The organism is Streptomyces sp. P9(2023) (assembly GCF_032436795.1).
Taxonomy (GTDB): Bacteria; Actinomycetota; Actinomycetes; order Streptomycetales; family Streptomycetaceae; genus Streptomyces.
This window is the reverse complement of record NZ_JAUPWM010000008.1, coordinates 221,963-248,409: the sequence shown is the minus strand read 5'-3', so window position 1 is coordinate 248,409 and position 26,447 is coordinate 221,963. Positions and strand designations below refer to the sequence as shown.

The following is a 26,447-nucleotide window of genomic DNA, read 5'->3' as shown; positions in this document are numbered from 1 at the left end:
CACGCCCTTCACGCACGTCCGTCCGACAGGGGTCAGAATGGGGAACATGATCCGGTTCGAGCATGTGACCAAGCGGTACGCGGACGGCACGACCGCCGTCGACGACCTCTCCTTCGAGGTCGCCGAGGGTGAACTGGTGACGCTCGTCGGCCCGTCCGGCTGCGGCAAGACCACCACGATGAAGATGGTGAACCGGCTCATCGAGCCGACCGGGGGCCGCATCCTCCTCGCCGGCGAGGACATATCCGCGATCGACCCCGTCCAGCTGCGCCGCCGCATCGGATACGTCATCCAGCAGGTCGGCCTCTTCCCGCACCGCACGGTCCTCGACAACACCGCGACCGTCCCGCACCTCCTCGGCGCCCCGCGCGCCCGCGCCAGGGCCCGCGCCGCCGAACTCCTCGACCTGGTCGGCCTCGACCCGAAGACGTACGGCAACCGGTACCCCGAGCAGCTCTCCGGCGGCCAGCGCCAGCGCGTCGGCGTGGCCCGCGCGCTCGCCGCCGACCCGCCCGTGCTCCTGATGGACGAGCCCTTCGGCGCCGTCGACCCGGTGGTCCGCGAGCACCTCCAGAACGAGTTCCTGCGCCTGCAGTCGCAGGTCCGCAAGACCGTCCTGCTGGTCACCCACGATCTGGAGGAGGCCGTCCGCCTCGGCGACCGGATCGCCGTCTACGGCCAGGGCACGATCGAGCAGTTCGACACCCCGGCCCGGGTCCTCGGCGCCCCCGCCACCCCGTACGTCGCCGACTTCGTCGGCGCGGACCGCGGCCTCAAGCGGCTCTCGGTCACCGCCGTGGACTCCGCCGCCCTGGAGGAGGTCCCGGTCGTCCGCCCCGGCGGCACCGCACCCGGCTCCCCCGACGCCCCCAACTCCCCCAACTCCCCCGACGTCTCCTGGTCCGTCGTCCTCGACGCCGACGGCCGCGTCGAGGGCTGGGTCTCGGCGGACGAGCCCGGCCGCACCCGCCCGGCCCCCGAGCCGGTCCCGCTCGGCGCCTCCCTACGGGAGGCGCTGGCCGCGCTCCTGCAGCACGACACCGGCTGGCTGCCCGTCACCGACCCGGCCGAGGGCGGCCGGTACGCGGGCGTCCTCACCCCGGCCGCCGTGCACCGCGCCCTCCGCGCCGCCTCCCCGGCCCCCGCCGATGAGGACCCCGCCGATGAGGACCCCGCCGCCGAAGACACCGCGTCCACCGGACCCCGTAAGACACTCAGCTCGCGCTGAGCCGCCCGCTCATCCACACCAGGCCCGGCGGGATCTCCCGGTTCCAGGTGTTGAAGTTGTGGCCGCCGCTGTCGAGCACGATCGAGGAGACCTTCGCCGGGGACTTCACCTTCTTGATGAAGCTGAAGGTCCCGGTCCGGTTCGACTCGCCCTGCTTCGACGTCGTCACCAGGAAGGACGTCGCGGCCGGCGGCCTGCGGTCCAGGCTCCACAGCAGGTCGGCCCGCTTGCGCGCCTTGTCGTCACCGTGGAAGAGGTCGCCCGTCGTCACGTCCTCGGCCGCCTTGTAGTACGCCGAGAAGCCCGCGCCCGCCGAGAACCTGTCCGGGTGGTGCAGCGCGATCTTCAGCGCGCAGTAGCCGCCCGTAGAGTTCCCCATGAACCCCCAGTTCCGCGCCTTCGTCCCCACCCGGTACGTCTCCGAGACGGCCTTCGGCAGGTCCTCCGCGAAGAAGGTCTCGGTCTGCGGCCCGCCCGGGATGTTCACGCACTCGGTGTCCCGCGGCGGCGCCACCGTCGGCCGCAGCATCACCAGGATCATCGGCCGCATCTTCTTCTCCTTGGCCTGGAGGAAGGCGGTCTTCGGGTACTTCAGCCCCTTCAGCAGGTTCTCCGCCGTGCCCGGGTAGCCCGTCAGGACCACCGAGGCCGGGAACGTGCTCTTCTCGTACCCCTTCTGGAAGTACTCCGGCGGCAGGTACACGTACGCCGGCGAGGTGATGCCCGACTTCTCGCCCGCGACCACGACCTTCTGTATCTGCCCGCCGACCGAGGGCTTGGAGCCGCCGGGCACGTCCAGCGCCTGCTTGCCGACGACCTTCAGGTCCTTGGAGCCGGCCGAGTGGTCGACGACGACCCCCATGTCCTGCTCCTGGCCGAAGAGGTCGGCCCAGGAACCGTAGAAGAGGAAGGAGTTGTTCGCCGCCAGGCCGACCGAGGCGAACAGCGCGAGCTGGGTGGCGAGCAACAGCCCGATCCGGCCGAGGACGGCCCGTACGCCCCCCCGGGCGAGGCGCGGCCACAGCCAGACCGTGGCCGCGAACAGCACCACCGCCAGCACGACGGCCAGCGCCAGAACCTTGTTGCTGGTGAGACCCATGAGACGCCCGAGCCCTCTTCCTGAGAATTTCCTGTGGGTGTGAATGAACCCGCTCCCCCGCGAAGCCGTCCTAGAAGGCGCAAAACCTCCGGACCGGCCCCGCCCCTGACCACCGCGCGGCCGCCGGATTCGAATCTTTCGCGGAGCCACGGGAAGCACGGGAAGCGATGTCTGTCACGGTAGATGGGGACAAATCAGGATCGGTTCCGAATCGGGCGCGCCGGATTCTGCGCGGACCACGCCCCGAGAAGGTTCCCTCCCTCGTCGGAACGGCCTGCACGCTCATCGGCCTGATCGACATCGCCGCGGGCGTCTTCCCGCGCTTCAGGACCAGCCGGGTGCACGACTTCGCGGAGATCCTCCCCGGCACGCTCGGACCGCTCTCCGCGGCCCTCTCCCTCAGCGCCGGCGTCCTCCTCCTGCTCCTCGCCCACGGCCTCAAGCGCCACAAGCGCCGCGCCTGGCGGGCCGCCGTCGTCCTGCTGCCGCTGGGCGGCCTCGCCCAGTTCGTCTGGCGCCACTCCGTCGTCGGCGTCCTGCTCTCCCTCGCGCTGCTCGCGCTTCTCGTACGGCACCGGGGCCAGTTCGCCGCCCTGCCCGACCCGCGCAGCCGCTGGAAGGCGCTCGCCAACTTCATCCTGATGGGCGCCGGATCGATCCTGCTCGGCCTGCTCATCGTCAGCGCCCACCCGCGCCGCGTCATCGGCAGCCCCAGCCTCACCGACCGCCTCGAACACGTCCTGTACGGACTCTTCGGCTTCGAAGGCCCCGTCGGCTACAGCGGCGGCGTCGACTGGACCGTCGGCTACTCCCTCGGCGCCCTCGGCATGCTCACCGCGCTCACCACCATCTACCTCGCCTTCCGCCCCGAACACCCCGCCGCCCGGCTCACCGCGGACGACGAGGTCCGGCTGCGCGCCCTGCTCGCCAAGCACGGCGGCCGGGACTCCCTCGGCCACTTCGCGCTCCGCCGCGACAAGGGCGTCGTCTTCTCCCCCAGCGGCAAGGCCGCCGTCTGCTACCGCGTCGTCTCCGGCGTCATGCTCGCCAGCGGCGACCCCATCGGCGACGTCGAGGCCTGGCCCGGCGCCATCGAACGCTTCATGGACGAGGCCAAGGCCCACTCCTGGACCCCCGCCGTCATGGGCTGCTCCGAGACCGGCGGCGAGGTCTGGACCCGCGAGACCGGCCTCGACGCGCTCGAACTCGGCGACGAGGCGGTGGTGGACGTCGCGGATTTCTCCCTCTCCGGGCGCGCCATGCGTAACGTGCGCCAGATGGTGAAGCGGATCGAGCGCAACGGCTACACCACCAAGGTGCGGCGCGTCCGGGACCTCAGTGACGGCGAACTCGCCCGCGTCCGCCGTGCCGCCGCCGACTGGCGCGGTACGGACACCGAGCGCGGCTTCTCGATGGCCCTGGGCCGGATCGGCGAGGCGGGCGACGGGGACGCGGTGATAGCGACCGCGCACAAGGTGGACGAGGACGGCACGGACTCCCCGTACGGCGACCTGAAGGCGATCATCCACTTCGTCCCGTGGGGCCCCGACGGCATGTCCCTGGAACTCATGCGCCGCGACCGCTCCGCCGACCCCGGCATGAACGAGCTCCTCATCGTCGCCGCCCTCCAGGAGTCCCCGCGCCTCGGCATCGAGCACGTCTCCCTCAACTTCGCCATGTTCCGCGCGGCCCTCGCCCGCGGCGAGAAGATCGGCGCGGGACCGGTCCTGCGGCTCTGGCGCGGACTGCTCGTCTTCCTCTCCCGCTGGTTCCAGATCGAGTCCCTGTACAAGTTCAACGCCAAGTTCCAGCCCCGCTGGGAGCCCCGCTTCGTCGTCTACCGCAAGAGCCGTGACCTGCCCCGTATCGGCTTCGCCGCCATGCAGGCCGAAGGCTTCGTGAACCTCGAACTGCCCCGCCCCTTCGCCCTCCGCAGGGCCGCCGCCGAGCCCCGGCCCTGCGCGCACATCGTCGCCCCGCAGTCCGACCGCGAGGTCCGCGCGGCGTGAGCCGGACGCCCATGTCGCCCGAGCGGCCCGGGCCCGCGGAGACCGCCCGGCACAGGCCCGCAGGGCCCGACCGGCGCCCCGGGCCCTACGCTGGGCATATGAGTACGTCGATCGGTCGGGGCACGGCCTTGGGCCTGCCGGAGTGGGACCGCTGCGCGGTCATGGGCGTCGTCAACGTGACCCCGGACTCCTTCTCCGACGGCGGCCGCTGGTTCGACACCACGGCCGCCGTCAAGCACGGACTGGACCTGGTCGCCGAGGGCGCCGACCTCGTCGACGTCGGCGGCGAGTCCACCCGCCCAGGCGCCAGCCGGGTCGACGAGGACGAGGAACTGCGCCGCGTCGTGCCCGTCGTCCGCGGCCTCGCCTCCGAAGGCGTCACCGTCTCCGTCGACACCATGCGCGCCTCCGTCGCCCGCGCCGCCGTCGAGGCGGGCGCCGCACTCGTCAACGACGTCAGCGGCGGCCTCGCCGACCCCGCGATGGTCCCCTCCGTCGCCGCCGCCGAGGTCCCCTTCGTCGTCATGCACTGGCGCGGCTTCAGCCAGGACATGAACAGCCTCGCCGTCTACGACGACGTCGTCGCCGAGGTCCGCACCGAACTGCGCCGCCGCATGGACGCCGTCGTCGAGGGCGGCATCGCCCCCGAGCGGATCGTCATCGACCCCGGCCTCGGCTTCGCCAAGCTCGCCCCGCACGACCTGGCCCTCGTCGCGCACCTCCCCGAACTGCGCGCCCTCGGCAGGCCCCTGCTGGTGGCCGCCTCGCGCAAGCGCTTCCTCGGCCACGTCCTGGCCCACGACGGCGCCGCGCCGCCGCCCGCCCGCGAACGCGACGCCGCCACCGCGGCCGTCTCCGCCCTCGCCGCCCACGAGGGCGCCTGGGCCGTCCGCGTCCACGAGGTCAGGGCCACCGCCGACGCCGTACGGGTCGCCAGGGCCGTCGAGGGAGCCCGGTGACCCACCAGACCGACACCGCGGCGGTCGAGGCCGCGAACACCGCGTTCTACGAGGCGATGGAGCGCGGCGACTTCGAGACGGTCTCCGACCTCTGGCTCGACGACGGCGCCACGCCCATCAGCTGCGTCCACCCGGGCTGGCCCGTGCTCTCCGGGCGCGGCGAGGTCCTCCGCTCGTACGCGCTGATCATGGCGAACACGGAGTACATCCAGTTCTTCCTGACCGACCTGAAGGTCTCCCTCGCCGGCGACGTGGCCGTCGTCACCTGCACCGAGAACATCCTCAGCGGCGGACCGGCCGAGGACGGCGCCGAGCTCGGCCCGCTCGTCGGCCAGCTGGTGGTCGCCACCAATGTGTTCCGCCGCACATTCGACGGCTGGAAGATCTGGTCCCACCACGGCTCCCCCGTCCTCGCCGAATCGGACGACGAGGAGGACGAGGAGCCCGGCGCCTGACGGGATCCGGGGGGTGTTCGGGGGCCGTACGGGTGAGGCCGGGGATTGGAATCCGGCGCTCTGGGTAGGGGCCGCACCCAGCCCCCTGTGACCGTCGCCCGAACCCCCGTGGGCAAGCGCTGTCGGTGCTCGCAGGTAGATTCGATGCTGGACACCCGGCCGTCCGCACCCGGCTGCGTGGCCACAAGAACTACGACAGCAGGAGTGATTCGCGTGGATCGTGTCGCGCTGCGCGGCCTCAAGGCCCGAGGACACCACGGCGTCTTCCCCAAGGAACGCGAGGAAGGCCAGACCTTCATCGTGGACCTCGTCCTCGGCCTGGACACCCGCCCCGCGGCCGCCGACGACGACCTGGCGAAGACCGTGCACTACGGCGTCGTCGCCGAGGAGGTCGTCGACGTCGTCCAGGGCGAGCCGGTGGACCTGATCGAGACGCTCGCCGAGCGGATCGCCCAGCAGTGCCTCAAGCACGCCGGCGTCCAGGAGGTCGAGGTCGTCGTCCACAAGCCGGACGCGCCGATCACGGTCCCCTTCGACGACGTGACCATCACCATCACCCGGAGCCGAGTATGAAAGCCACGCACAGCGACCCGACCGTGCAGCCCGTACCGGCCTCCGTCGTCGAGGCGGTGGACGCCGCCGACGTGACGCTGTCGAACCCCAAGTGGGCCGTCATCGCGCTCGGCGCGAACCTGGGCAACCGGCTGGAGACGCTCCAGGGCGCCGTCGACGCCCTGGAGGACACCCCGGGCCTGCGGGTCAAGGCCGTCTCCCCGGTGTACGAGACGGAGCCCTGGGGCGTCGAGCCCGGCTCCCAGCCCTCGTACCTGAACGCGGTCGCGCTGGTGAAGACGACGCTGCCGCCCAGCTCCCTCCTGGAGCGGGCGCACGCCGTCGAGGAGGCCTTCCACCGGGTCCGCGAGGAGCGCTGGGGCGCGCGCACGATCGACGTCGACATCGTGGCGTACGCGGACGTGGTCTCCGACGACCCCGTCCTCACCCTCCCCCACCCCCGCGCCCACGAGCGCGCCTTCGTCCTGGCCCCCTGGCACGACGTCGACCCCGACGCCCAGCTGCCCGGCCTCGGCCCGGTCGCGGACCTCCTCTCGGCGCTCGGCCGGGACGGGATCGTGCCGCGCGCCGACCTGGAACTCCGGCTGCCCGAGTAGTCGTTAGGCTCGTGGAAGACCGCCCGCGAGACGACACGAAGGACACTCGGTGAAACAACTGCGGCTCAAGGTTCTGGCCGGACTGTTCATCGCGGCCGGAATCCTGTCCTGGGGCGCGGCGCGCCTCTGGGACGCGTTCGGCACCCTTCCGAGCGTGCCGCTCGCGGCGCCGATCGTCCTCGCGTCGATCGCGGCCGTCCTGACCGCGACGGCCCTCTCCATCCGCGCCCGCCTGAAGGCCCAGCGCGAGCGCCGCCCCGGCGCGAAGGGCGTCGAGCCGCTGATGGCGGCCCGAGCGGTGGTCTTCGGCCAGGCGAGCGCGCTGGTGGCCGCCCTGGTCGCCGGCATGTACGGCGGCACGGGCGTCTTCCTCCTCGGCTCCCTGGACATCCCGTCCCGCCGAGACCAGGCGATCTACGCCGGCTTCTCTGTCCTGGCGGGCTTCGCCGTGATCGCGGCGGCCCTCTTCCTGGAGCGCGTCTGCAAGCTCCCGGAGGACGAGGAGAACGGCAAGGGCACGGCCCCCGTGGCCTAGCGCCTGTCGCGTTCCTACGACCGGAACGCGTCGTACCCGGTCGGGTCCGCGGCGACGACCCAGCCCTCGGCGATCTTGCTGTCCCTCATGTGGGAGGCGAGGCCGAGGTCCATGTCGAGTTCCTTGCCCTCACGGGACGCCGTGACATGGAGCAGAGCGCCCCTGGTAGTCACCGGCCAGCAGGTTCCTGCCCCCGATGTGCCAGACCACATCGGGGTGGAATTCCCTACGGTCTCCCCGGCAACGTATGCCGCCCGACGCACCACCGCGCGCCGACGTCCGGCCGTGGGCCGAACACCCACACGGGGCGACTAACGCGCCAGTATCAGGGACATGGCCTCGGCTCGTGTTGTGGCGTCACGCAGTTGACCACGTACTGCCGAGGTCGTCGTCTTCGCACCCGGCTTACGGATGCCGCGCAGCGACATACACATGTGCTCGGCCTCGATGACGACGATCGCGCCACGGGCCTCAAGGATCTCCATGAGCGAGTCGGCGATCTGCGTCGTCAGGCGCTCCTGCACCTGCGGACGGCGAGCGAAGACATCGACGAGGCGCGCCAGCTTGGACAGGCCTGTAATTTTGCCCGTTTCCGCCGGGATGTAGCCAATGTGAGCTACGCCATGAAATGGGAGCAAATGGTGCTCACATTGCGATGTCAGTTCGATATCCTTCACGAGCACGAGTTCGTCGTGGCCCAGGTCGAACGTCGTCGTCAGGACATCTTCGGGCTTCATCCACAGACCGGCGAACAGCTCCTTGTACGCCCGCGCCACCCGCGCCGGCGTCTCCCTGAGACCCTCGCGGTCCGGGTCCTCGCCGACTGCGATGAGGAGTTCTCGTACGGCGTTCTCGGCGCGCTTCTCGTCGAAGTCGCCGATCGTGCCCTCGCCGTCCAGCGTCACCGGGTCGGTCATCTGTGCCTCGTTCCGTCCGAACATCATGGCGCGAAATGTGCCGCGCCCCCACAGGCTAGAACCTGTGGGGGCGCGGCTTCCATTCCGGGGGGCCGAGGTCAGGCCTCCGGGGCCTCCTCGGGGGCGACCTCGATCACCTTGGTGGTGTCCACCGGTGCGCTGCCGTTCGCGCCGTTCGTCAGTGCCAGCTCCCTGGGGGAGAGGACCGGCGGACGGGTCGAGGGCGTGCGACGCGAGGAGCCGGTCCACGCCGGGCGGGCCGGGCGCTTCACGAGCGGCGCGAAGATCTCCGCGATCTGCTCCTTGTTGAGCGTCTCCTTCTCGAGAAGCTCGACGACGAGGTTGTCGAGGACGTCGCGGTTCTCGACCAGGATCTCCCAGGCCTCGTTGTGCGCCGTCTCGATGAGCTTCTTGACCTCTTCGTCGACCAGCGCGGCGACCTCTTCCGAGTAGTCGCGCTGGTGCGCCATCTCACGGCCCAGGAACGGCTCGGTGTTGTCGCCACCGAACTTGATCGCGCCGAGCCGCTCGGTCATGCCGTACTGCGTGACCATGGCGCGAGCCGTGGCCGTGGCCTTCTCGATGTCGTTCGCCGCGCCCGTGGTCGGGTCGTGGAAGACGAGCTCCTCCGCCGCGCGCCCGCCCAGCATGTACGCCAGCTGGTCGAGCATCTCGTTGCGGGTGGTGGAGTACTTGTCCTCGTCCGGGAGCACCATCGTGTAGCCCAGGGCCCGGCCGCGGGACAGGATCGTGATCTTGTGGACCGGGTCGGAGTTCGGCGAGGCCGCCGCGACCAGGGCGTGACCGCCCTCGTGGTACGCGGTGATCTTCTTCTCCTTGTCCGACATGATCCGGGTCCGCTTCTGCGGGCCCGCGACCACGCGGTCGATCGCCTCGTCCAGGGAGTGGTTGTCGACCAGCTTCTTGTCCGAACGGGCGGTCAGCAGCGCCGCTTCGTTCAGGACGTTGGAGAGATCGGCACCCGTGAAGCCCGGGGTGCGGCGTGCCACCGCGCCCAGGTCCACGTCCGGGGCCACCGGCTTGCCCTTCTGGTGGACCTTGAGGATCTCCAGACGGCCCTGCATGTCCGGGCGGTCGACCGCGATCTGGCGGTCGAAGCGGCCGGGGCGCAGGAGCGCCGGGTCGAGGATGTCCGGGCGGTTCGTGGCGGCGATGAGAATCACGCCGCCCTTCACGTCGAAGCCGTCCATCTCGACGAGGAGCTGGTTGAGGGTCTGCTCACGCTCGTCGTGGCCACCGCCGAGGCCCGCACCGCGGTGCCGGCCGACGGCGTCGATCTCGTCGACGAAGACGATCGCCGGGGCGTTCGCCTTGGCCTGCTCGAAGAGGTCGCGGACCCGGGAGGCACCGACACCGACGAACATCTCGACGAAGTCGGAGCCCGAGATCGAGTAGAACGGGACGCCCGCTTCGCCGGCGACGGCGCGCGCGAGCAGCGTCTTGCCCGTACCGGGCGGGCCGTAGAGCAGCACACCCTTGGGAATCTTGGCGCCGACGGCCTGGAACTTGGCCGGCTCCTGGAGGAACTCCTTGATCTCGTGGAGTTCCTCGACGGCCTCGTCCGCCCCCGCCACGTCGGCGAAGGTCGTCTTCGGGGTGTCCTTGGTGATCAGCTTGGCCTTGGACTTCCCGAACTGCATGACGCGCGAGCCGCCGCCCTGCATCTGGTTCATCAGGAAGAGGAAGACGACCACGATGAGCACGAAGGGCAGCAGCGAGAGCAGCACCGACAGGAACGGGCTCTGCCGCTCCGGGGAGACGGTGTAGCCCTTGTCGAGGTCGCCGGAGGCGGCCTGCTCCTGCAGCGTGTCGGTCAGGTTCGAGCCCTGGTCGCCGATGTAGCTGGCCTGGATCTTGGTGCTGCCGCCGTACTTGTCCTTGTCGGCGCCCTTCTTGAGCTCGACCTTGATGACCTGCTCGTCACCGGTCGTCAGCTTGACCTGGTCGGCCTGCTTGTCATTGATCGCCTGGACGACCCTGCTGGTGTCCACCGTCTTGTAGCCCTCGGACGAGCCGACGACCTGCATCAGCACGACCACGGCGAGGACGGCCAGCACGATCCACATGACCGGCCCACGGAAGTATCGCTTCACGTCCATCCATACGGAGCGCTGCGAGAACGCCCCGTCCCTCCTGCCCGTAGGTAAATGCTGCTGTGAGAGCTGCTATGAGAAAAAGCTGTTCTTCGGACGGTACCTCAGCCAGGTGACCCGTGACCGCCTTCCCTTGCTCCAACGGCGGGAGGGCGGTACGGGTTCCCGTTTACCCGGTGTGGTACCTCAGCCGCCGTACACGTGCGGCGCGAGGGTGCCGACGAAAGGCAGGTTGCGGTACTTCTCGGCGTAGTCGAGGCCGTATCCGACGACGAACTCGTTGGGGATGTCGAAACCGATCCACTTCACGTCGATCGCGACCTTGGCGGCGTCCGGCTTGCGGAGCAGCGTGCAGACCTCCAGGGAGGCCGGCTCGCGCGAGCCGAGGTTGGACAGCAGCCAGGACAGCGTCAGACCGGAGTCGATGATGTCCTCGACGATCAGGACGTGCTTGCCCTTGATGTCGGTGTCGAGGTCCTTGAGGATGCGGACGACACCGGAGGACTGGGTGCCCGCACCGTAGGACGAGACGGCCATCCAGTCCATGGTGACGGGGGTGGACAGCGCGCGCGCCAGGTCCGCCATCACCATCACGGCGCCCTTGAGGACACCGACGATGAGCAGGTCCTTGCCCGCGTACTCCGCGTCGATCTTCGCGGCCAGCTCGGCCAGCTTCGCGTCGATCTCTTCCTTGGTGATGAGCACCGACTTGAGGTCGGTGCCCATGTCCTTCTCGTTCACCCGGGTCACTTTCGTTGCAGCTTGCGACTGTGCAGTCAGCCTTGCCGAATGACCAGTCTGCCACCCTGCCGCCGTGCCTCGACGCGGCCGGGCAGATTGATGGTCCCTTGTCCGCGCCAGCCGGTGATCAGCCGGTCGACCTCCTCGATATGGCGGGCGAAGAGAGAGCCCGCGGGCGCGCCCTCGGCGATCATGGCGCGGCGCAGGATGCGGCGGCGGACGGCCGGCGGGAGCCCGAAGAGTTTGGCGCATTCGAGTCGGCCGGCTTCGTCCCGCACGGCGTTCTCGGCGTCGGCGGCCCAGGAGTCGAGGGCGTCGGCGTCGTCGCGGGAGAGCTGGGCCGTACGGGCGAGGGCTTCGACGACGCCCTTGCCGAGGGCCTTCTCCAGGGCGGGCAGGCCTTCGTGGCGGAGCCGGGAGCGGGTGTAGGCGGGGTCCGCGTTGTGGGGGTCGTCCCAGACGGCGAGTTCCTGGGCGACGCAGCCCTTGCGGACGGTCTGCCGGTCGAGCCCCAGGAAGGGGCGGCGGTAGCGGCCGGCGGCGCCGGAGACGGCGGCCATGCCGGACAGGGACCGGATGCCGGAGCCGCGGGCGAGGCCGAGCAGGACGGTTTCGGCCTGGTCGTCGCGGGTGTGGCCGAGCAGGACGGCGGCGGCGCCGTGGCGCGCGGCGGCCTCGTCGAGGGCGGCGTAGCGCGCGTCGCGGGCGGCGGCCTCGGGTCCTCCTTCGCGGCCGACGGTGACGGTGACGGCTTCGACGGGGTCGAGGCCGAGCGCGGTCATGCGTCCGGCGACCTCGGCGGCGCGCTGGCCGGAGCCGTCCTGGAGGCCGTGGTCGACGGTGATGCCGCCGGCGCGGACGGCGAGCTTGCGGGCCTCGAAGGCGAGCGCGGAGGCGAGCGCCATCGAGTCGGCGCCGCCGGAGCAGGCCACGAGGACAAGCGGAGCGGGCCGGTCCGGGGAGGGGCCGAGGGGGCGCTTGTCGGGTGCGGCGGGTGGCGCGTCGGGGTCGGTCTGGTGCTCGGTGAGAACGTCGTGGAGTACGCGGCGGACCGCCAGGCGTATCGCCGCGACCGCAGGATGGGGACCCATGTCCGGTGCCCTTCGTGAAGGAGTGGGGTGCCTCGGTCGGAGTCTTAACGGTCGGAAGAGGGGGTTCGGTCACTCAGAGTGCGTCGATGGTGACAGAACCTGGCCGTTACCCGAGCATTGCACGCCCCACCCTCCGTCTACGGTCCCTCGGATGGGTGATTGGTGGTGTGATCTTCCGTCGTACGTCGCACCTGTCTCAGGAGTCTGCCTTACGGTGCACCCTCGCGACCCAGTCGGCCGGTGCGGCGATCTCCGTCTTGGTGGGGAGCGTGTTGGGGGAGGTCCAGACGCGGTTGAAGCCGTCCATGCCGACCTCGTCGACGACGGCCCGGACGAAGCGTTCGCCGTCGCGGTACTGGCGCAGTTTGGCGTCGAGGCCGAGGAGCTTGCGCAGGGCGAGGTCGAGGCGGGAGGCGCCGCGGGCCCGGCGCTGCTGGAACTTCTCGCGGATCTCGGCGACGGAGGGGACGACCTGGGGGCCGACGCCGTCCATGACGTAGTCGGCGTGGCCTTCGAGGAGGGACATCACGGCGGTGAGGCGGCCGAGGATCTCGCGCTGCTCGGGGGTCTGCACGATTTCGACGAGGGAGGGGCCCGGTTCGCCCTCCTCGCCCTCGGGGCGGCCGCCGGCGAGGGCCTGGGCGGCTTCGCGGAGCCGTTCGACGACGGTGGAGGGGTCGACCTCGGTGGCGCCGAGGAAGGACTGGATCTCGCCCTGGAGGTGGTCGCGGAGCCAGGGCACGGCGGTGAACTGGGTGCGGTGGGTCTCCTCGTGGAGGCAGACCCAGAGCCGGAAGTCGTGCGGGTCGACGGCGAGTTCGCGTTCGACGTGGACGATGTTGGGGGCGACGAGCAGGAGCCGGCCGCCGCCGTTCTCGCCGGTGGGCAGGTCGCGGGTGGCGGGGGCGAAGGTCTCGTACTGGCCGAGGATCCGGGAGGCGAGGAACGACAGGAGCATGCCGAGTTCCACGCCGGTGACCTTGCCGCCGACGGCGCCGAGCATGGTTCCGCCGGGGGTGTTCGAGCGGCGTTCCTGCATCTTGTCGAGGAGCGGGGCGAGCAGTTCGCGGAAGCCCGCGACGTTGGCCTTGATCCAGCCGGCCCGGTCCACGACGAGGACGGGGGTGTCCCGTGGTTCGTGGCCCTCGGGGATCATCCGGGTGAAGGCCCGGACGTGTTCCTCGGATGCCTTGGCGTGCCTGCGGAGCTCCGCGACGACCTCTCGGGCCTCGTCGCGGGTCACCTCGGGGCCCGGCTTCACAAATCGCGTCGCGGTCGCGACCGCGAGATTCCAGTCGACCATCTCGGCTCCACCGATGCTCGTCATGCGTCAACCGTACGTTCTTCGCGCCGGATCAGGGCAGGTTCGGTGTGGCTCCGCCTTGGGGGGCGAGGGCGGCGGAGAGCCGGTCGAGGGCGGGTTGGGCCTCGTAGGGGGAGTCGGTGCGGCCGGCGAGGAAGGCGAAGGCGAGGAGCCGGCCGTCGGCGGTGACGACGGTTCCGGCGAGCGTGTTGACGCCCTTGAGGGTGCCGGTCTTGGCGCGGACGAGGCCCGCTCCGCCGAGGGCGGGGCCGGTGTCGAAGCGGCTCTTGAGGGTGCCGCTGAAGCCGCCGACGGGCAGGCCGGTGAGGGCGGGGCGCAGGGCGGGGCGGGCCGGGTCGGCCGCTCGGGTGAGGAGGCCGGTGAGCAGGGCGGCGGAGAGCCGGTCTGCGCGGGAGAGGCCACTGCCGTCGGCGAAGCGGGCGCCGGCCGTGGGCAGGCCGAGGGCGGCGAGTTCGTCCCGTACGGCCTTTCCGGCGCCGGCGAAGCTCGCGGGCTGCTGGCGGGCGAGGGCGGTCTGCCGGGCGAGGGCCTCGGCGAGGTCGTTGTCGCTGTTGGTGAGGGTCCGCTCGACGAGGGCGGAGAGCGGGGCGGATTCGGTACGGGCCAGGGGCGCGGCCTCCGCGGCCTTGGGGTCCTTGGGCGCGCGGCCCGGGGCCGGGGCGCCCTTGACCTTCGTACCGGCCTCGGCGAGGAGGTCCGCGAAGGCGGTGGCTGCGTCGCCCGCCGGGTCGGAGGCGCGCGGGGCGATGCCGCTGTGGGAGCCGTCGAGGCGGCCCTCGTCGAGCATCAGGGCGCTGACGGGGGCGATGTTCTGGTCCGGGCCGATCGGGTGGAGGGCGGGGCCCTGGTAGAGGCTCGTGTCGTAGGCGAGGCGTACGGCGGTGACGCCCCGGGCCTTCAGGGCGCGGGCGGTGCCGGTCGCGAGGGCCTCCAGGCGGGCGCGGTCGAGCGTGGGGTCGCCGCCGCCGACGAGGGTCACCGTGCGGCCGTCCGGGGAGGCGACGGCGGTCGTCGCGATGCGGTGGTCGGGGCCGAGGGCCGAGAGCACGGCGACCGAGGTGGCGATCTTGATGGTGGAGGCCGGCGTCATGGGGGTCGTGGCGCCCTCCCCGTACAGCTGCTTCCCCGTCGTGGCGTCGACGACGGAGGCGGTGCGCAGCGGTCCGAGGCCGGGGTCGGCGAGGAGCGGTACGAGGACGGCGGCGAAGTCGCCCGCGGGGGCGGTCCCCTGCGCGGCCCCCCGCGCCCCGAGCGCGCGGAGCACTCCGGGGGCGGTCGGGGCGGGGGCGGGGCGGGGCGGGGCGGCGGGCGGCGCGTGATGTACGCCACCTGTGGGGGTCGCGGCGGCCGCCCGGGCGCGCTCGGCCGTACGCTGACCGTTGTCCCACGGGCCGGCGGCGGTCGCCGCTCCGGCGGCCAGGGCCAGGCCGAGTACGGCGGAGCACGCCGTGAGCTGCCAGGTCCTCGGCTCCGGCATCGCTGACCAGCCCCTTTCGCGAGCACACACAGGCGTGAGGGACACTTAATCACTGCGCGTCGCCGCAAGCGTTCACATGTGTTGATTCAGGAGGAGCCACCCGTGGAGTTCGACGTCACCATCGAGATCCCGAAGGGGTCGCGGAACAAGTACGAGGTCGACCACGAGACGGGTCGCATCCGCCTGGACCGTCGCCTCTTCACCTCGACCAGCTACCCGGCCGACTACGGCTTCGTCGAGAACACCCTCGGCGAGGACGGCGACCCGCTGGACGCGCTCGTCATCCTCGACGAGCCGACCTTCCCGGGCTGCCTCATCAAGTGCCGCGCCATCGGCATGTTCCGGATGACGGACGAGGCCGGCGGCGACGACAAGCTGCTGTGCGTCCCCGCTTCGGACCCGCGCGTCGAGCACCTGCGCGACATCCACCACGTGTCGGAGTTCGACCGCCTGGAGATCCAGCACTTCTTCGAGGTCTACAAGGACCTGGAGCCGGGCAAGTCTGTCGAGGGCGCCGACTGGGTCGGCCGCGCCGAGGCCGAGGCCGAGATCGAGGCCTCCTACAAGCGCCTTGAGGCGCAGGGCGGCGCCCACTGAGTGGGTTCCCCGATTCATCCGTGACGGGCGGTGCACCTGCTGGTGCGCCGCCCGTCGCACATTCGTCCCGTCGCACACCCATACTGGGCTTGACCGTGTGCGTCGCGGAGTGAGGGCGAGAAACAGTGGCGGAGCCGGACGGCCCGGAGGACCGGAAGCCGCAGTCTGACGAGGCGCGCAGCGCCTTCGTCGCGCCGGCCGGGGTGGAGCAGCCGGTGGTACCGGAGGAGGAGCATCCGACCTCCGAGTTCGCCGTCCCCGAGGGGCTGGCTCCTGAGCCGCCTGCCGAGCCCGAGGGCTCCGCGTTCGCGCCGCCGTCGACCTACTCGGCGAAGCAGGCGCCGCCCGCTTTCACGCCCGCCCACGGGATGCCGCTGGTGCGGCTGCCGGCGGACGCGCCCTGGCAGGACCGGATGCGGACGATGCTGCGGCTGCCGGTGGGTGACCGGCCGACGCCTGAGATCCCGCGCAAGGAGGACGAGGCGGGGCCCGCCGTGGGCCGTGTACTCGACCTGACCCTCCGTATCGGCGAGCTGCTGCTCGCGGGCGGGGAGGGCGCGGAGGACGTCGAGGCGGCGATGTTCGCGATCTGCCGCTCGTACGGTCTTGACCGGTGCGAGCCGACGGTCACGTTCACGCTGCTCGCGATCACGCACCAGCCGTCGCTGGTCGACGACCCGATCACGGCGAACCGTACGGTACGGCGGCGGGGCACCGACTACACCCGGCTCGCGGCGGTCTATCAGCTGCTCGCCGACATCAACGCGGAGGAGCACGACGTCACGCCGGAGGAGGCGTACCGGCGGCTCGCGGAGATCCGGCGCAACCGGCACCCGTACCCCGGCTGGGTGCTGACGACGGCGGCGGGTGTGCTCGCGGGGGCGGCCTCGGTGCTGCTCGGCGGTGATCTGACGGTCTTCTTCGTGGCGGCGCTCGGCGCGGTGCTCGGTGACCGGCTGGCGTGGCTGTGCGCGGGGCGCGGGCTGCCGGAGTTCTACCAGTTCCTGGTGGCGGCGATGCCGCCGGCCGCGATGGGGGTGCTGCTCACGCTGCTGCACGCGGATCTGCGGCCGTCGGCGGTGATCACGGGTGGCCTGTTCGCGCTGATCCCGGGGCGTGCCCTGGTGGCGGCCGTGCAGGACGGTCTGACCGGTTTCTACATCACGGCCTCGGCCCGGCTCCTGGAGGTCGGGTACTTCTTCGTGGCGATCGTGGTGGGCGTGCTGTCGGTGCTGTACATCGCCGTGCAGTTCGACGCGCAGCTGAACCCGGAGGGGGCGCTCGGCCTGGTCGAGCGGCCGGTGGTACAGATCCTGGCGGCGATGGTGCTGTGCGCGACGTTCGCCATCCTGTTGCAGCAGTCGCGGGCGACGGTGCTGTTCGCGACGTTGAACGGCGGGGTCGCGTGGGTGATCTACGCGTCGATCGCGGTGACGGCGGGCGGCTCGGCGGTGATGGCGACGGCGGTGGCGGCGGGCCTGGTGGGTCTGTTCGGCCAGCTGGCCGCCCGCTACAACCACACCTCGTCCCTGCCGTACGTGACGGCGGCGATCGGGCCGCTGCTGCCCGGTTCCGCGACGTATTTCGGGGTGCTTGGCATCGCCCAGAACAATCTGGACCAGGGTTTCGCCAACCTGGCGAAGGCGGCGGCCCTGGCCCTGGCGATCGCGATCGGCGTGAACCTGGGAAGCGAACTGGCCCGCCTCTTCATGCAGGCCCCGCGCGCGGCGGCGGCGCGGCGTGCGGCGAAGCGGACCAGGGGCTTCTGACGGGTCTTCCGGGCCTTCGGGCCGGTGGGGTCAGCGCTTGGCGTGGCGGCCGCGGCCGCCCGGGTTCGGGGTGCCGGGGCCGTCGTGGCCGTGCTCGTCGTCCTGGGCCTTGGCCTTGGCCTTCTTGGACTGGGAGCGGGCCCGGAGGTACTCGATCACGATCGGGACCACGGAGATCGCGACGATCAGGATGAGGATCGCCTCGATGTTCTTGTGCACGAAGTCGATCTTGCCGAGCGAGGCCCCGAGGATGGTCACGCCCGCGCCCCAGAGCACACCACCGATGACGTTGAAGGTGATGAACGAGCGGTAGTTCATCCGGCTGACACCGGCGATGATCGGCGTGAACGTCCGCACGATCGGCACGAAGCGGGCCAGGATCAGCGACTTGGGGCCGTGCTTCTCGAAGAACTCGTGCGCCTTCTCCACGTTCTCCTGCTTGAAGAGCTTGGAGTCGGGGCGCTTGAAGAGGGCCGGGCCGACCTTGCGGCCGAAGAGATAGCCGACCTGGTCGCCGATGATCGCGGCGGCCACGACGAGCGTGCAGACGAGCCAGAGCGGCGAATCCAGCTTGCCGGTGGTGACCAGCAGGCCGGTGGTGAAGAGCAGCGAGTCGCCGGGCAGGAAGAACCCGATGAGCAGTCCGGACTCGGCGAAGACGATGACGAGGACACCGATCAGACCCCAGGTCTGAATCAGATAGTCCGGGTCCAGCCAGCTCGGTCCGAGGGCAAGCGTATTCACGGGGTTCCGGGCTCCTGCGGTCGGTGGGGGCGGGGGACGGCTGCCCCGGGGCGGGGCGACGGCTGCCCCAAAGTATCAACGCATTCTTACCGCCCCGGGTTCCATCCGGCCCCCACCGGGCCCCTCCGGGATGCGGTGCCGGGCGGCCGGTCCGAGGCTGGTGGCCAGGAGGTGGATGCGGATGGGCATCGAGGAGTACGGCGGCGGCCAGGGGCCGCACCCGGACGTGCTGGTCGTCACCACGAACGACGTTCCCGGCTACGAGGTCCGGCAGGTCATCGGCGAGGTCTTCGGACTGACCGTACGGTCGCGACATCTGGGCAGCCAGATCGGCGCGGGCCTGAAGTCGATGATCGGCGGGGAGCTGAAGGGTCTGACGAAGACCCTGGTGGAGACCCGTAACCAGGCGATGGACCGGCTGGTGGAGCAGGCGAAGGCGCGCGGCGCCAACGCGGTGCTGATGTTCCGCTTCGACGTGACGGAGGCGGCGGACGTGGGGACGGAGGTCTGCGCGTACGGGACGGCGGCGGTGATCGCTCCTCGGGCCTGACGGGGGATCGCGTCCGATCGGCTGAGCGTCCGAGCGGCTGGGCGGCTGAGCGGCTGAGCGGCTGGGCGGCTGAGCGTCCGAGCGGCTGGGCGCGAGCGGCTCACGGGCTGGGGTTCGGGCTGGGGTTCGGGCTGCGACACCCCCAACTCTCAGGGTGTTGTGCGGCATTTGTGCACTTATGGTGGGCCGGTGGCCACCGATACCCCGTCGTCCGCACTCCCGCCCCCCGCCCCGAGGTCGCCCGCCCGTGTCCTGCTGCCGCAGGTCCTGCCCGCCCTCGTGGTGGGCGTGCTGGCGAGTCTGCTGTTCCTGGGGATCGAGTGGATCTCCGAAGAGTTCGAGCACGTCCTGTGGCACACCCTTCCGGACGCCCTGGGCATCGGCGGCTTCTCGTCCCTCTGGATGATCGTGATGCTCACCGCGACCGGGATCGCGGTGGGCCTCGTCGTCTGGAAGATGCCGGGGCACGCGGGCCCCGATCCTTCGTCGACCGGCCTCGGCGGCAGCCCGATGGCCCCGGCGGTCCTCCCCGGGCTGCTGATCGCGGCCACGCTCACCCTGGCCGGCGGGGTCAGTCTCGGTCCGGAGAACCCGATCATCGCGGCCAATGTCGCACTCGCCTACTGGCTCGGCAGCAAGGCCCTGCCGGTCGTGCCGGGCGCGTTGTGGGTGGCGCTCGCCTCCGCCGCGACCATCGGCGCCCTCTTCGGCACCCCGGTCGCCGCCGCCCTGGTCATCTCCGAGGCCCTCACCCGGCAGCCGGACGGACAGGGCTCCCTGTGGGACCGGATCTTCGCGCCGCTCGTCGCCGCCGGGGCCGGGGCGATGACCACGACCCTGCTGGCGCATCCCACCTTCGACATGTCGCTGCCCCCGCTGACCGACCCGGGGTGGGGCGATCTGCTCGCCTCGATGATCATCGCCACCGCGGCCGCCCTCTTCGGCCTGCTCTGCTGCTACGGCCTCCCGTACGTCCACCGCGCCTTCAAGCGGCTGCGGCACCCGATGCTGATGATTCCGGCCGGCGGCCTGATCCTCGGCCTGCTGGGCGCACTCGGCGGGCAGCTGACGCTCTTCAAGGGCCTGGAACAGGTCAAGGTGCTCAGCGAGAACATCGGCGCCTACTCGTCGGGCGAGCTGGCGAAGATGGCCGTGGTCAAGCTCGCCGCCCTGCTGATCGCCGCCTCGTGCGGGTTCGTGGGTGGCCGGATCTTCCCCGCCGTGTTCATCGGTGTCGCCTTCGGCCTGTTCGTCCAGGCGCTGGTCACCGAGGTCCACCCCGCCGTTGCCATCTCCTCCGGCGTGCTCGGGGTGCTGCTCGCCACGACCCGGCAGGGCTGGGTGAGCCTCTTCGTCGCCGCCGTCCTCGCCTCCTCGCCCGCGATGCTCGGCCTGCTCTGTCTGGCCTCCCTGCCCGCCTGGCTGGTCGTCACCGGCCGCCCCGAGCTCGAACTCGACGAGTCGGGCGCCTCCCTGCACTGAACACCCCGGAAGGAATCCCCCATGCCGCTGCACAAGGGTCCCGGCGAGACCGAGACCGAGACCGAGCCCGATCGGCACCTCGCCCTCAACCCCTTCTACGGCCTGGCCAACCCGGTCGGCGGCATGACCGAGGCGCCGCCCCGCCACCGGCTCCCGGACGGGCCGCTGCCGCCCATGAGCGCCTATCAGCTCGTCCACGACGAGCTGATGCTCGACGGGAACTCCCGGCTCAACCTCGCCACCTTCGTCACCACCTGGATGGAGCCCCAGGCCGGTGTGCTGATGGCCGAGTGCCGCGACAAGAACATGATCGACAAGGACGAGTACCCGCGCACCGCCGAACTGGAGCGGCGCTGTGTGGCCATGCTCGCCCAGCTGTGGAACGCGCCGGACCCCGCCACCGCCGTCGGCTGCTCCACGACCGGCTCCAGCGAGGCGTGCATGCTCGCCGGCATGGCGCTCAAGCGCCGCTGGGCGCAGCGGAACGCCGACCGTTATCCGGGGTCGGCCCGCCCCAACCTGGTGATGGGCGTCAACGTCCAGGTCTGCTGGGAGAAGTTCTGCAACTTCTGGGAGGTCGAGGCCCGGCTCGTGCCCATGGAGGGCGACCGCTTCCACATGGACGCGGAGTCGGCCGCCGCGCTCTGCGACGAGAACACCATCGGCGTCGTCGCCGTGCTCGGCTCGACCTTCGACGGCTCGTACGAACCGGTCGCCGACATCTGCGCCGCGCTCGACGCCCTCCAGGAACGCACCGGCCTCGACATCCCCGTACACGTCGACGGCGCGTCCGGCGCGATGATCGCCCCCTTCCTGGACGAGGACCTGGTCTGGGACTTCCGGCTGCCCCGGGTCTCCTCGATCAACACCTCCGGCCACAAGTACGGCCTGGTCTATCCGGGCGTCGGCTGGGCACTGTGGCGCTCGCCCGCCGAACTCCCCGAGGAACTCGTCTTCCGGGTCAACTACCTGGGCGGCGACATGCCCACCTTCGCCCTCAACTTCTCCCGGCCGGGCGCGCAGGTCGTCGCGCAGTACTACACGTTCCTGCGGCTCGGCCGGGAGGGCTACCGGACGGTCCAACAGACCACCCGGGACGTCGCCCGGGGGGTCGCCGAACGGATCGAGGCGATGGGCGACTTCCGCCTCCTCACCCACGGCGACCAGCTGCCGGTCTTCGCGTTCACCACCGCCGCCGACACCACCCGCTTCGACGTCTTCGACGTCTCGCGCCGGCTGCGGGAGCGCGGCTGGCTGGTCCCCGCGTACACCTTCCCGGCCAACCGGGAGGACCTGTCCGTGCTCCGTGTCGTCTGCCGCAACGGCTTCTCGGCCGACCTCGCCGGGCTGTTCATCGAGGATCTGCGCCGCCTGCTGCCCGAACTGCGCGCCCAGTCCGGCCCGTCGACCCACGACCGGGGAGCGGCCACCTCCTTCCACCACTGAGCGCGCCGGGGCCGACGGCGGAGAAACGGACGACAGAGAAACGGACGGCAGAGAAACGGACAGCAGAGAAACGGACGGCAGAGAAGCGGATGCCGCCTTACGCGCTCAGCCGCCGGAACCGCCGTACCGCCAGCGGGAAGAAGACCGCGAGCAGGACCAGCGGCCAGATCACCGCCGCCAGCACATGGCCCGGTTCGCCGCCCGGGTTGCCGAAGAGGTCCCGTACCGCCGTCGCCGTCGCCGACATCGGGTTCCACTCCACGACCGTGCCGAGCCAGCCCGGCATGGTCGTGGGCGAGGCGAAGGCGTTGGAGAGGAAGCCGATCGGCCAGACCAGGATCTGTACGGCCATCACCAGTTCCGGCTTGCCCGCGACCATCGCCAGGTGGATCCCGATCCACAGCATCGCGAACCGCAGCAGGAGCAGCAGTCCCACGGCGCCCAGGAAGGCCCCGAAGCCGCCGTGCGCCCGCCAGCCGATCGCGTACCCGACGCCGACCATCAGGAGCAGGCCAGCCGCGGACTGGAGCATGTCGGCGACCGAACGCCCCACCAGGACCGCCCCGTCGACCATGGGCATCGAGCGGAACCGGTCGATCACGCCCTTGTTCAGGTCCTGCGTGACGGCCGTCATCGTGCCTTCGAGGCCGAAGACCATCGTCAGCGTCAGCATGCCGGGCACGAGGAAGTCGACGTAGTCGCCCTCGATCCCACGGCCGCCGCCGACGAGATAGCCGAACATCAGCAGCATCATGATCGGGAAGGCCAGGCCGACGACCATCACGACCGGCTGCCGCGCCCAGTGGGCCAGTTCGCGCCGGGTCATCGTCCAGCAGTCGCTCACCACGTACGCGACGCTCATGCCGCCACCTCCTTGTGCTCGCCCTCGCGCTCGTCATCGGTCAGATGCAGGAAGACCTCGTCGAGGGTCGGCCGCCGCAGGGCGATGTCCTCCGCCTCGATCCCGGCCGCCTCCAGGGCCCGTACGGTCTCGGCGAGGGCCGCCATCCGGTCCGTGACCGGCGCACTGACCCGCCGCCGGTCGGCGTCGACGCTGACCTCCGCGGCGGGGACGGGCAGCAGCGCCGCCGCCTCGCCGAGCCGGCCCGCGTCCCGCAGGACGACGTCGATGCGGTCGCCGCCCACCTTCGTCTTCAGCTCGTCGGCCGTTCCGTCGGCGACGACCCGGCCCCGGTCCACGACCGAGATCCGGTCGGCCAGCTGGTCGGCCTCCTCCAGGTACTGCGTGGTGAGCAGGACGGTCGTGCCGCCGCCCACCAGCGAGCGCACCGACTCCCACACCTCGCCCCGGCCCCGGGGGTCGAGCCCGGTCGTGGGCTCGTCCAGGAAGAGCACCTCCGGCTCGGTGATCAGCGAGGCCGCCAGGTCCAGGCGGCGCCGCATGCCGCCGCTGTACTGCTTGACGGGCTTGCGCCCGGTGTCGGCGAGCCCGAACCGGTCGAGCAGCTCGTCGGCCCGCGCGCCCGCCCGCCGCGCCCCCAGGTGGTACAGCCGCCCGAACATCTCCAGGTTCTGCCGGCCGCCCAGCTCCTCGTCCACGGCCGCGTGCTGCCCGAGCAGCCCCATCCGGCGCCGGACCTCGGAGGCCTGCGCCCGGACATCGAAGCCCGCCACCCGCACCAGGCCCTCGTCGTGCCGCAGCAGCGTGGCCAGGATCCGTACCACCGTGGTCTTGCCCGCACCGTTGGGCCCGAGCAGACCGTGCACCGTGCCGCGCTCCACGACCAGGTCGAGGCCGTCGAGCGCCTGCTTGTCCCCGTACCGCTTCCGCACTCCCTCGACGACGATCGCGTCAGTCATTCCAGCCTCCAAGCCCAGTAGTCAAACTTGACCACTCGACGGAAGGTACGCTGCGGTCGATCGATTAGTCAAACTTGATTAGATGTCGTCTCCCGGATCAGGCTCGCCCGTCGCGAACGGGTTCTCCTCGCCCTCGGCGAGCACCCCCACAAAGGGCTCACCCTCGCCCGCGAAGGTGTACGCGCCCGCCTCGATCCGCTCGATGAGGCCGAGCGTCCACTCCTTGCCGGCGTCGGAGGAGTGGACCCAGAGGTGCATGATCTCGCCGATGTGCCCGAGCTGCTGCGGGCCGCCCTCGGGGGTGTAGTGCTCGGTGACGGCCGCGCGCCACTCGTCGAGCGCCCGCACCCGCTGCCGCAGCAGCTCCACCGCCTCAGCCCGCGGGAGGTCCACGATGAACCCGATCCCGGCGGACAGGACGTCCATGTTCTGGTCGTACGTGGTCAGTGCCTCGCGCAGCAGCGCGAAGTACTCCGCCGTACCCTCGTCCGTCACCTCGTACTCGGTGCGCGGCGGGCCGCCGGCCGTGCTCGGCGCGATCTCGTACGCGCGCAGCAGGCCCTGCTTGGCCATCTGCTTCAGCGCGTGGTAGATCGAGCCGGGCTTGGCGTTGGACCACTCGTGCGCGCCCCAGAACTCCAGGTCGTTACGGACCTGGTAGCCGTGGGCCCGCCCGTGCTGGCGCACCGCGCCGAGGACAAGAAGCCGGATCGCTGACACCCTCACACCTCCTAGTCAATTTTGACTAGGGTACGCGTCACCTGCCTACGCGCCCGCTTCCGCCGCGATCAGCGTGAAGGAGTCCTTGCCGTCCAGGGACTCCCGGATGATGTCCGCGTGCCCGGCGTGCCGCCCGATCTCCTGGACCAGGTGCAGCAGCATCCAGCGGATCGAGACCTGGCCGTCCTTCGGGAACCAGGGCGCCGGCGGCAGCGGGAAGGTGTCGTCCAGGCTCGGCACGGAGCGGACGAACTCCTCGGTCTCCTTCGCCACGCCCGCCCAGAACTCCACCGTCTGCGGAACGGTCTCGCCCTCGACGAGCCGGAAGCCGTCGCCCCAGGTCTCCTGGGTGCGGCCCTTCTCGTTCCGCACCTGCTGGGCGAGGCGCAGCCAGTTCAGCTCGACCTCGGCCACGTGCTTGATCAGACCGGAGAGGCTGAGCGTGCTGGCGCTGGGGCGGCTCGCCGCCTGCTCCTCGGTGAGGCCGAGGGCGGCGCGGCGGATCGCGGCCCGCTGGGCCTCGATGAAGTTGAGGAACGCGCCGCGCTCGTCGCCGTGGGCCTCTGCGGGAACAAGAGCAACCATGGTGTCCGCCTTCCGTACTACGAAATGGATGAGGGGTGCCGGGGGGCTCTTCTTCCGAGCTCTTCCCTCCGACACCCCTCACGCTACGAACCCTTGCGGACAGCTACGGTCCTAGAACGGGAAGCGGCTGCGGCCGTGCTGGATCGAGATCCACTTCTGGGTGGTGAACGCCTCGATCATCGCGTCGCCGTTCAGCCGGCCGATGCCCGAGTGCTTCTCGCCGCCGAAGGGCACGATCGGCTCGTCGTGCACGGTGCCGTCGTTGATGTGGATCATGCCGGTGTGGATGCGCTTCGCGACCCGTACACCCCGCTCCGTGTCACCGGTGTGGACGGCGCCGCTCAGGCCGTACGGCGTGTCGTTGGCGATCCGTACCGCCTCGTCCTCGCCGTCGAAGGGGATCAGGAGGGCCACCGGGCCGAATATCTCCTGGCTCAGGACGGGCGCGTCGGCCGCGAGGCCGCTCAGGACCGTCGGGGAGACGACGTTGCCGTCCGCCGAGCCGCGCAGCAGCGCCGTCGCGCCGCCCTCGACCGCCTGCTCGACGACGGCCGAGACCGACTCCGCCTGCTGGGAGTTGATGAGCGGGCCGATGTGGGTGGCGGGGTCGGCCGGGTCGCCGACGCGCAGGGTCTTCACCTTCGCCACGAACTTCTCGGTGAACTCCTCCTCCAGCGTGCGGTCCACCAGGATCCGGTTGGCGGCCATGCAGACCTGGCCCTGGTGCACGAAGCGGCTGAAGACGGCCGCGTCCACGGCGTAGTCCACGTCGGCGTCGTCGAGGACGATCAGGGCGCTGTTGCCGCCGAGTTCGAGGACGGCGTGCTTGAAGTTCTGCGCGCAGACGGTGGCGACGTGGCGGCCGACCTTGTCGGAGCCGGTGAAGGAGATGACCTTCGGGACCGGGTGCGTCAGCAGCGCGTCGCCGATCTCGGCGATGTCGGTGACGACGACGTTCAGCAGACCGGCCGGCAGACCGGCGTCCTCCAGGACCTTCGCGACCAGCGTGCCGCCGCAGATCGGCGTGTTCTGGTGCGGCTTGAGCACGACCGCGTTGCCGAGCGCGAGCGCGGGCGCGACGGACTTGAGGGAGAGGAGGAAGGGGAAGTTGAAGGGGGAGATGACGCCGACGACACCGACCGGGAGGCGGTAGACGCGGTTCTCCTTGCCGTCGACCGGCGAGGGCAGGATGCTGCCCTCGGGCCGCAGCGCCAGGTGGATCGCCTCGCGCAGGAACTCCTTGGCGAGGTGCAGCTCGAAGGCCGCCTTCAGGCGCGTACCGCCGAGCTCGGCGACGATCGTGTCGCCGATCTCCTGCTCGCGCTCCTCGATGATCCGCAGGGCGCGCTCGAAGACGAGCCGGCGGGTGTACGGGTTGGTCTCGGCCCACTCACGCTGGGCGCGCTCGGCGGCGCGGTAGGCGCGGTCCACCTCGTCGACGGTGGCGATGGTGATCGAGGCGAGCTTCTCCCCGGTGTACGGGTTGAAGTCGATGATGTCCCACGAGCCGCTGCCCGGCTTCCACTCGCCGTCTATGTACTGGTGGGCCAGGTCGGTGAAGTAGGACATGAGACGAGACCCCTTAACCCGCGGTGGCGGACGCTGTGGCGACTGT

26 protein-coding genes are annotated in these 26,447 nt (G+C 71.0%); 12 read left to right on the top strand and 14 right to left on the bottom strand.

Annotated elements, in window-relative coordinates; all coding sequences use genetic code 11:
• The first annotated feature begins 46 nt into the window (after positions 1–46).
• Positions 47–1,228, top strand: a complete 1,182-nt coding sequence (locus tag Q5762_RS15020; RefSeq protein ID WP_315892570.1) for an ATP-binding cassette domain-containing protein — start codon at positions 47–49, stop codon at positions 1,226–1,228.
• Here the strand turns inward: Q5762_RS15020 and Q5762_RS15015 are convergent.
• Positions 1,215–2,327 carry an alpha/beta hydrolase-fold protein gene (locus Q5762_RS15015; protein ID WP_315892569.1) on the bottom strand — a complete coding sequence of 371 codons (1,113 nt, stop codon included), beginning with the start codon at positions 2,325–2,327 and terminating at the stop codon, positions 1,215–1,217. The genes Q5762_RS15020 and Q5762_RS15015 overlap by 14 nt on opposite strands.
• A 167-nt stretch (positions 2,328–2,494) precedes the next feature.
• On the opposite strand from Q5762_RS15015, the gene Q5762_RS15010 reads away from it, so the two are divergent.
• The 6 genes from Q5762_RS15010 (at position 2,495) to Q5762_RS14985 (ending at position 7,454) form a co-directional block, all read left to right on the top strand.
• Entirely contained in the window at positions 2,495–4,336 is a 1,842-nt protein-coding gene (locus Q5762_RS15010; RefSeq protein WP_315892568.1) for a phosphatidylglycerol lysyltransferase domain-containing protein, read from the top strand.
• Positions 4,337–4,434: 98 nt separating this feature from the next.
• Positions 4,435–5,295: a dihydropteroate synthase gene (gene folP, locus Q5762_RS15005; RefSeq protein WP_315892567.1), complete on the top strand. Its 861-nt coding sequence runs from the start codon at positions 4,435–4,437 to the stop codon at positions 5,293–5,295.
• Positions 5,292–5,750: a nuclear transport factor 2 family protein gene (locus Q5762_RS15000; protein WP_315892566.1), complete on the top strand. Its 459-nt coding sequence runs from the start codon at positions 5,292–5,294 to the stop codon at positions 5,748–5,750. The genes folP and Q5762_RS15000 overlap by 4 nt, the downstream gene beginning before the upstream one ends.
• 213 nt (positions 5,751–5,963) lie before the next feature.
• A complete protein-coding gene (gene folB, locus Q5762_RS14995) occupies positions 5,964–6,323 on the top strand; it encodes a dihydroneopterin aldolase (protein ID WP_315892565.1) in 360 nt (119 codons plus the stop codon).
• Positions 6,320–6,919, top strand: a complete 600-nt coding sequence (folK, locus tag Q5762_RS14990) for a 2-amino-4-hydroxy-6-hydroxymethyldihydropteridine diphosphokinase (protein WP_315892564.1) — start codon at positions 6,320–6,322, stop codon at positions 6,917–6,919. Before folB ends, folK begins: the two co-directional genes overlap by 4 nt.
• Positions 6,920–6,968: 49 nt before the next feature.
• Entirely contained in the window at positions 6,969–7,454 is a 486-nt protein-coding gene (locus tag Q5762_RS14985) for a DUF3180 domain-containing protein (RefSeq protein WP_315892563.1), read from the top strand.
• A gap of 14 nt (positions 7,455–7,468) precedes the next feature.
• Here Q5762_RS14985 and Q5762_RS14980 read toward each other — a convergent pair whose 3' ends face one another.
• The 7 genes from Q5762_RS14980 to dacB all read right to left on the bottom strand — a co-directional run bounded on the left by Q5762_RS14980 (position 7,469) and on the right by dacB (position 15,118).
• On the bottom strand, positions 7,469–7,627 hold the full coding sequence (locus Q5762_RS14980) for a hypothetical protein (protein ID WP_315892562.1): 159 nt from the start codon (positions 7,625–7,627) through the stop codon (positions 7,469–7,471).
• A 138-nt stretch (positions 7,628–7,765) separates the two neighbouring features.
• Entirely contained in the window at positions 7,766–8,371 is a 606-nt protein-coding gene (folE, locus tag Q5762_RS14975) for a GTP cyclohydrolase I FolE (protein ID WP_315892629.1), read from the bottom strand.
• Between the two features lie 98 nt (positions 8,372–8,469).
• The gene (ftsH, locus tag Q5762_RS14970; RefSeq protein WP_315892561.1) at positions 8,470–10,491 is read right to left on the bottom strand and encodes an ATP-dependent zinc metalloprotease FtsH; all 2,022 of its coding nucleotides are present in this window, start codon (positions 10,489–10,491) and stop codon (positions 8,470–8,472) included.
• A 180-nt stretch (positions 10,492–10,671) separates the two neighbouring features.
• Positions 10,672–11,211 carry a hypoxanthine phosphoribosyltransferase gene (gene hpt / locus Q5762_RS14965; RefSeq protein ID WP_132917781.1) on the bottom strand — a complete coding sequence of 180 codons (540 nt, stop codon included), beginning with the start codon at positions 11,209–11,211 and terminating at the stop codon, positions 10,672–10,674.
• A 50-nt stretch (positions 11,212–11,261) separates the two neighbouring features.
• Complete coding sequence (gene tilS / locus Q5762_RS14960; protein WP_315892560.1) at positions 11,262–12,317, bottom strand: tRNA lysidine(34) synthetase TilS; 1,056 nt, start codon at positions 12,315–12,317, stop codon at positions 11,262–11,264.
• A 196-nt stretch (positions 12,318–12,513) separates the two neighbouring features.
• Entirely contained in the window at positions 12,514–13,644 is a 1,131-nt protein-coding gene (locus Q5762_RS14955) for a zinc-dependent metalloprotease (RefSeq protein ID WP_315892559.1), read from the bottom strand.
• Positions 13,645–13,672: 28 nt separating this feature from the next.
• Complete coding sequence (dacB, locus tag Q5762_RS14950) at positions 13,673–15,118, bottom strand: D-alanyl-D-alanine carboxypeptidase/D-alanyl-D-alanine-endopeptidase (RefSeq protein ID WP_315892558.1); 1,446 nt, start codon at positions 15,116–15,118, stop codon at positions 13,673–13,675.
• Between the two features lie 102 nt (positions 15,119–15,220).
• On the opposite strand from dacB, the gene Q5762_RS14945 reads away from it, so the two are divergent.
• Together Q5762_RS14945 and Q5762_RS14940 are read left to right on the top strand one after the other, a co-directional pair.
• Positions 15,221–15,715: an inorganic diphosphatase gene (locus Q5762_RS14945; protein WP_003968257.1), complete on the top strand. Its 495-nt coding sequence runs from the start codon at positions 15,221–15,223 to the stop codon at positions 15,713–15,715.
• Between the two features lie 125 nt (positions 15,716–15,840).
• On the top strand, positions 15,841–17,484 hold the full coding sequence (locus tag Q5762_RS14940; RefSeq protein ID WP_315892557.1) for a threonine/serine exporter family protein: 1,644 nt from the start codon (positions 15,841–15,843) through the stop codon (positions 17,482–17,484).
• Positions 17,485–17,514: 30 nt separating this feature from the next.
• On the opposite strand, the gene Q5762_RS14935 is transcribed toward Q5762_RS14940, so the two are convergent.
• The gene (locus Q5762_RS14935; protein ID WP_315892556.1) at positions 17,515–18,228 is read right to left on the bottom strand and encodes a VTT domain-containing protein; all 714 of its coding nucleotides are present in this window, start codon (positions 18,226–18,228) and stop codon (positions 17,515–17,517) included.
• A gap of 181 nt (positions 18,229–18,409) precedes the next feature.
• Between Q5762_RS14935 and Q5762_RS14930 the strand changes: the two genes are divergently transcribed.
• From Q5762_RS14930 to Q5762_RS14920, 3 genes are all read left to right on the top strand, one after another.
• Positions 18,410–18,778, top strand: a complete 369-nt coding sequence (locus Q5762_RS14930; protein WP_315892555.1) for a YbjQ family protein — start codon at positions 18,410–18,412, stop codon at positions 18,776–18,778.
• 189 nt (positions 18,779–18,967) lie between these two features.
• On the top strand, positions 18,968–20,260 hold the full coding sequence (locus tag Q5762_RS14925) for an ion channel protein (RefSeq protein WP_315892554.1): 1,293 nt from the start codon (positions 18,968–18,970) through the stop codon (positions 20,258–20,260).
• A 21-nt stretch (positions 20,261–20,281) separates the two neighbouring features.
• Positions 20,282–21,706 (top strand): glutamate decarboxylase, encoded by a 1,425-nt coding sequence (locus tag Q5762_RS14920; protein ID WP_315892553.1) that lies wholly within the window; start codon positions 20,282–20,284, stop codon positions 21,704–21,706.
• A gap of 97 nt (positions 21,707–21,803) precedes the next feature.
• Here the strand turns inward: Q5762_RS14920 and Q5762_RS14915 are convergent, their stop codons facing one another.
• From Q5762_RS14915 to Q5762_RS14895, 5 genes are all read right to left on the bottom strand, one after another.
• Entirely contained in the window at positions 21,804–22,568 is a 765-nt protein-coding gene (locus Q5762_RS14915; protein WP_315892552.1) for an ABC transporter permease, read from the bottom strand.
• A complete protein-coding gene (locus Q5762_RS14910) occupies positions 22,565–23,527 on the bottom strand; it encodes an ATP-binding cassette domain-containing protein (protein ID WP_315892551.1) in 963 nt (320 codons plus the stop codon). The genes Q5762_RS14915 and Q5762_RS14910 overlap by 4 nt, the downstream gene beginning before the upstream one ends.
• A 78-nt stretch (positions 23,528–23,605) precedes the next feature.
• Positions 23,606–24,247 (bottom strand): PadR family transcriptional regulator, encoded by a 642-nt coding sequence (locus tag Q5762_RS14905; RefSeq protein ID WP_315892550.1) that lies wholly within the window; start codon positions 24,245–24,247, stop codon positions 23,606–23,608.
• Between the two features lie 45 nt (positions 24,248–24,292).
• A complete protein-coding gene (locus Q5762_RS14900; RefSeq protein WP_315892549.1) occupies positions 24,293–24,832 on the bottom strand; it encodes a DinB family protein in 540 nt (179 codons plus the stop codon).
• 111 nt (positions 24,833–24,943) lie between these two features.
• Positions 24,944–26,401, bottom strand: coding sequence for an aldehyde dehydrogenase family protein (locus Q5762_RS14895; RefSeq protein WP_315892548.1), 1,458 nt, complete (start codon positions 26,399–26,401; stop codon positions 24,944–24,946).
• Between the last annotated feature and the right edge of the window lie 46 nt (positions 26,402–26,447).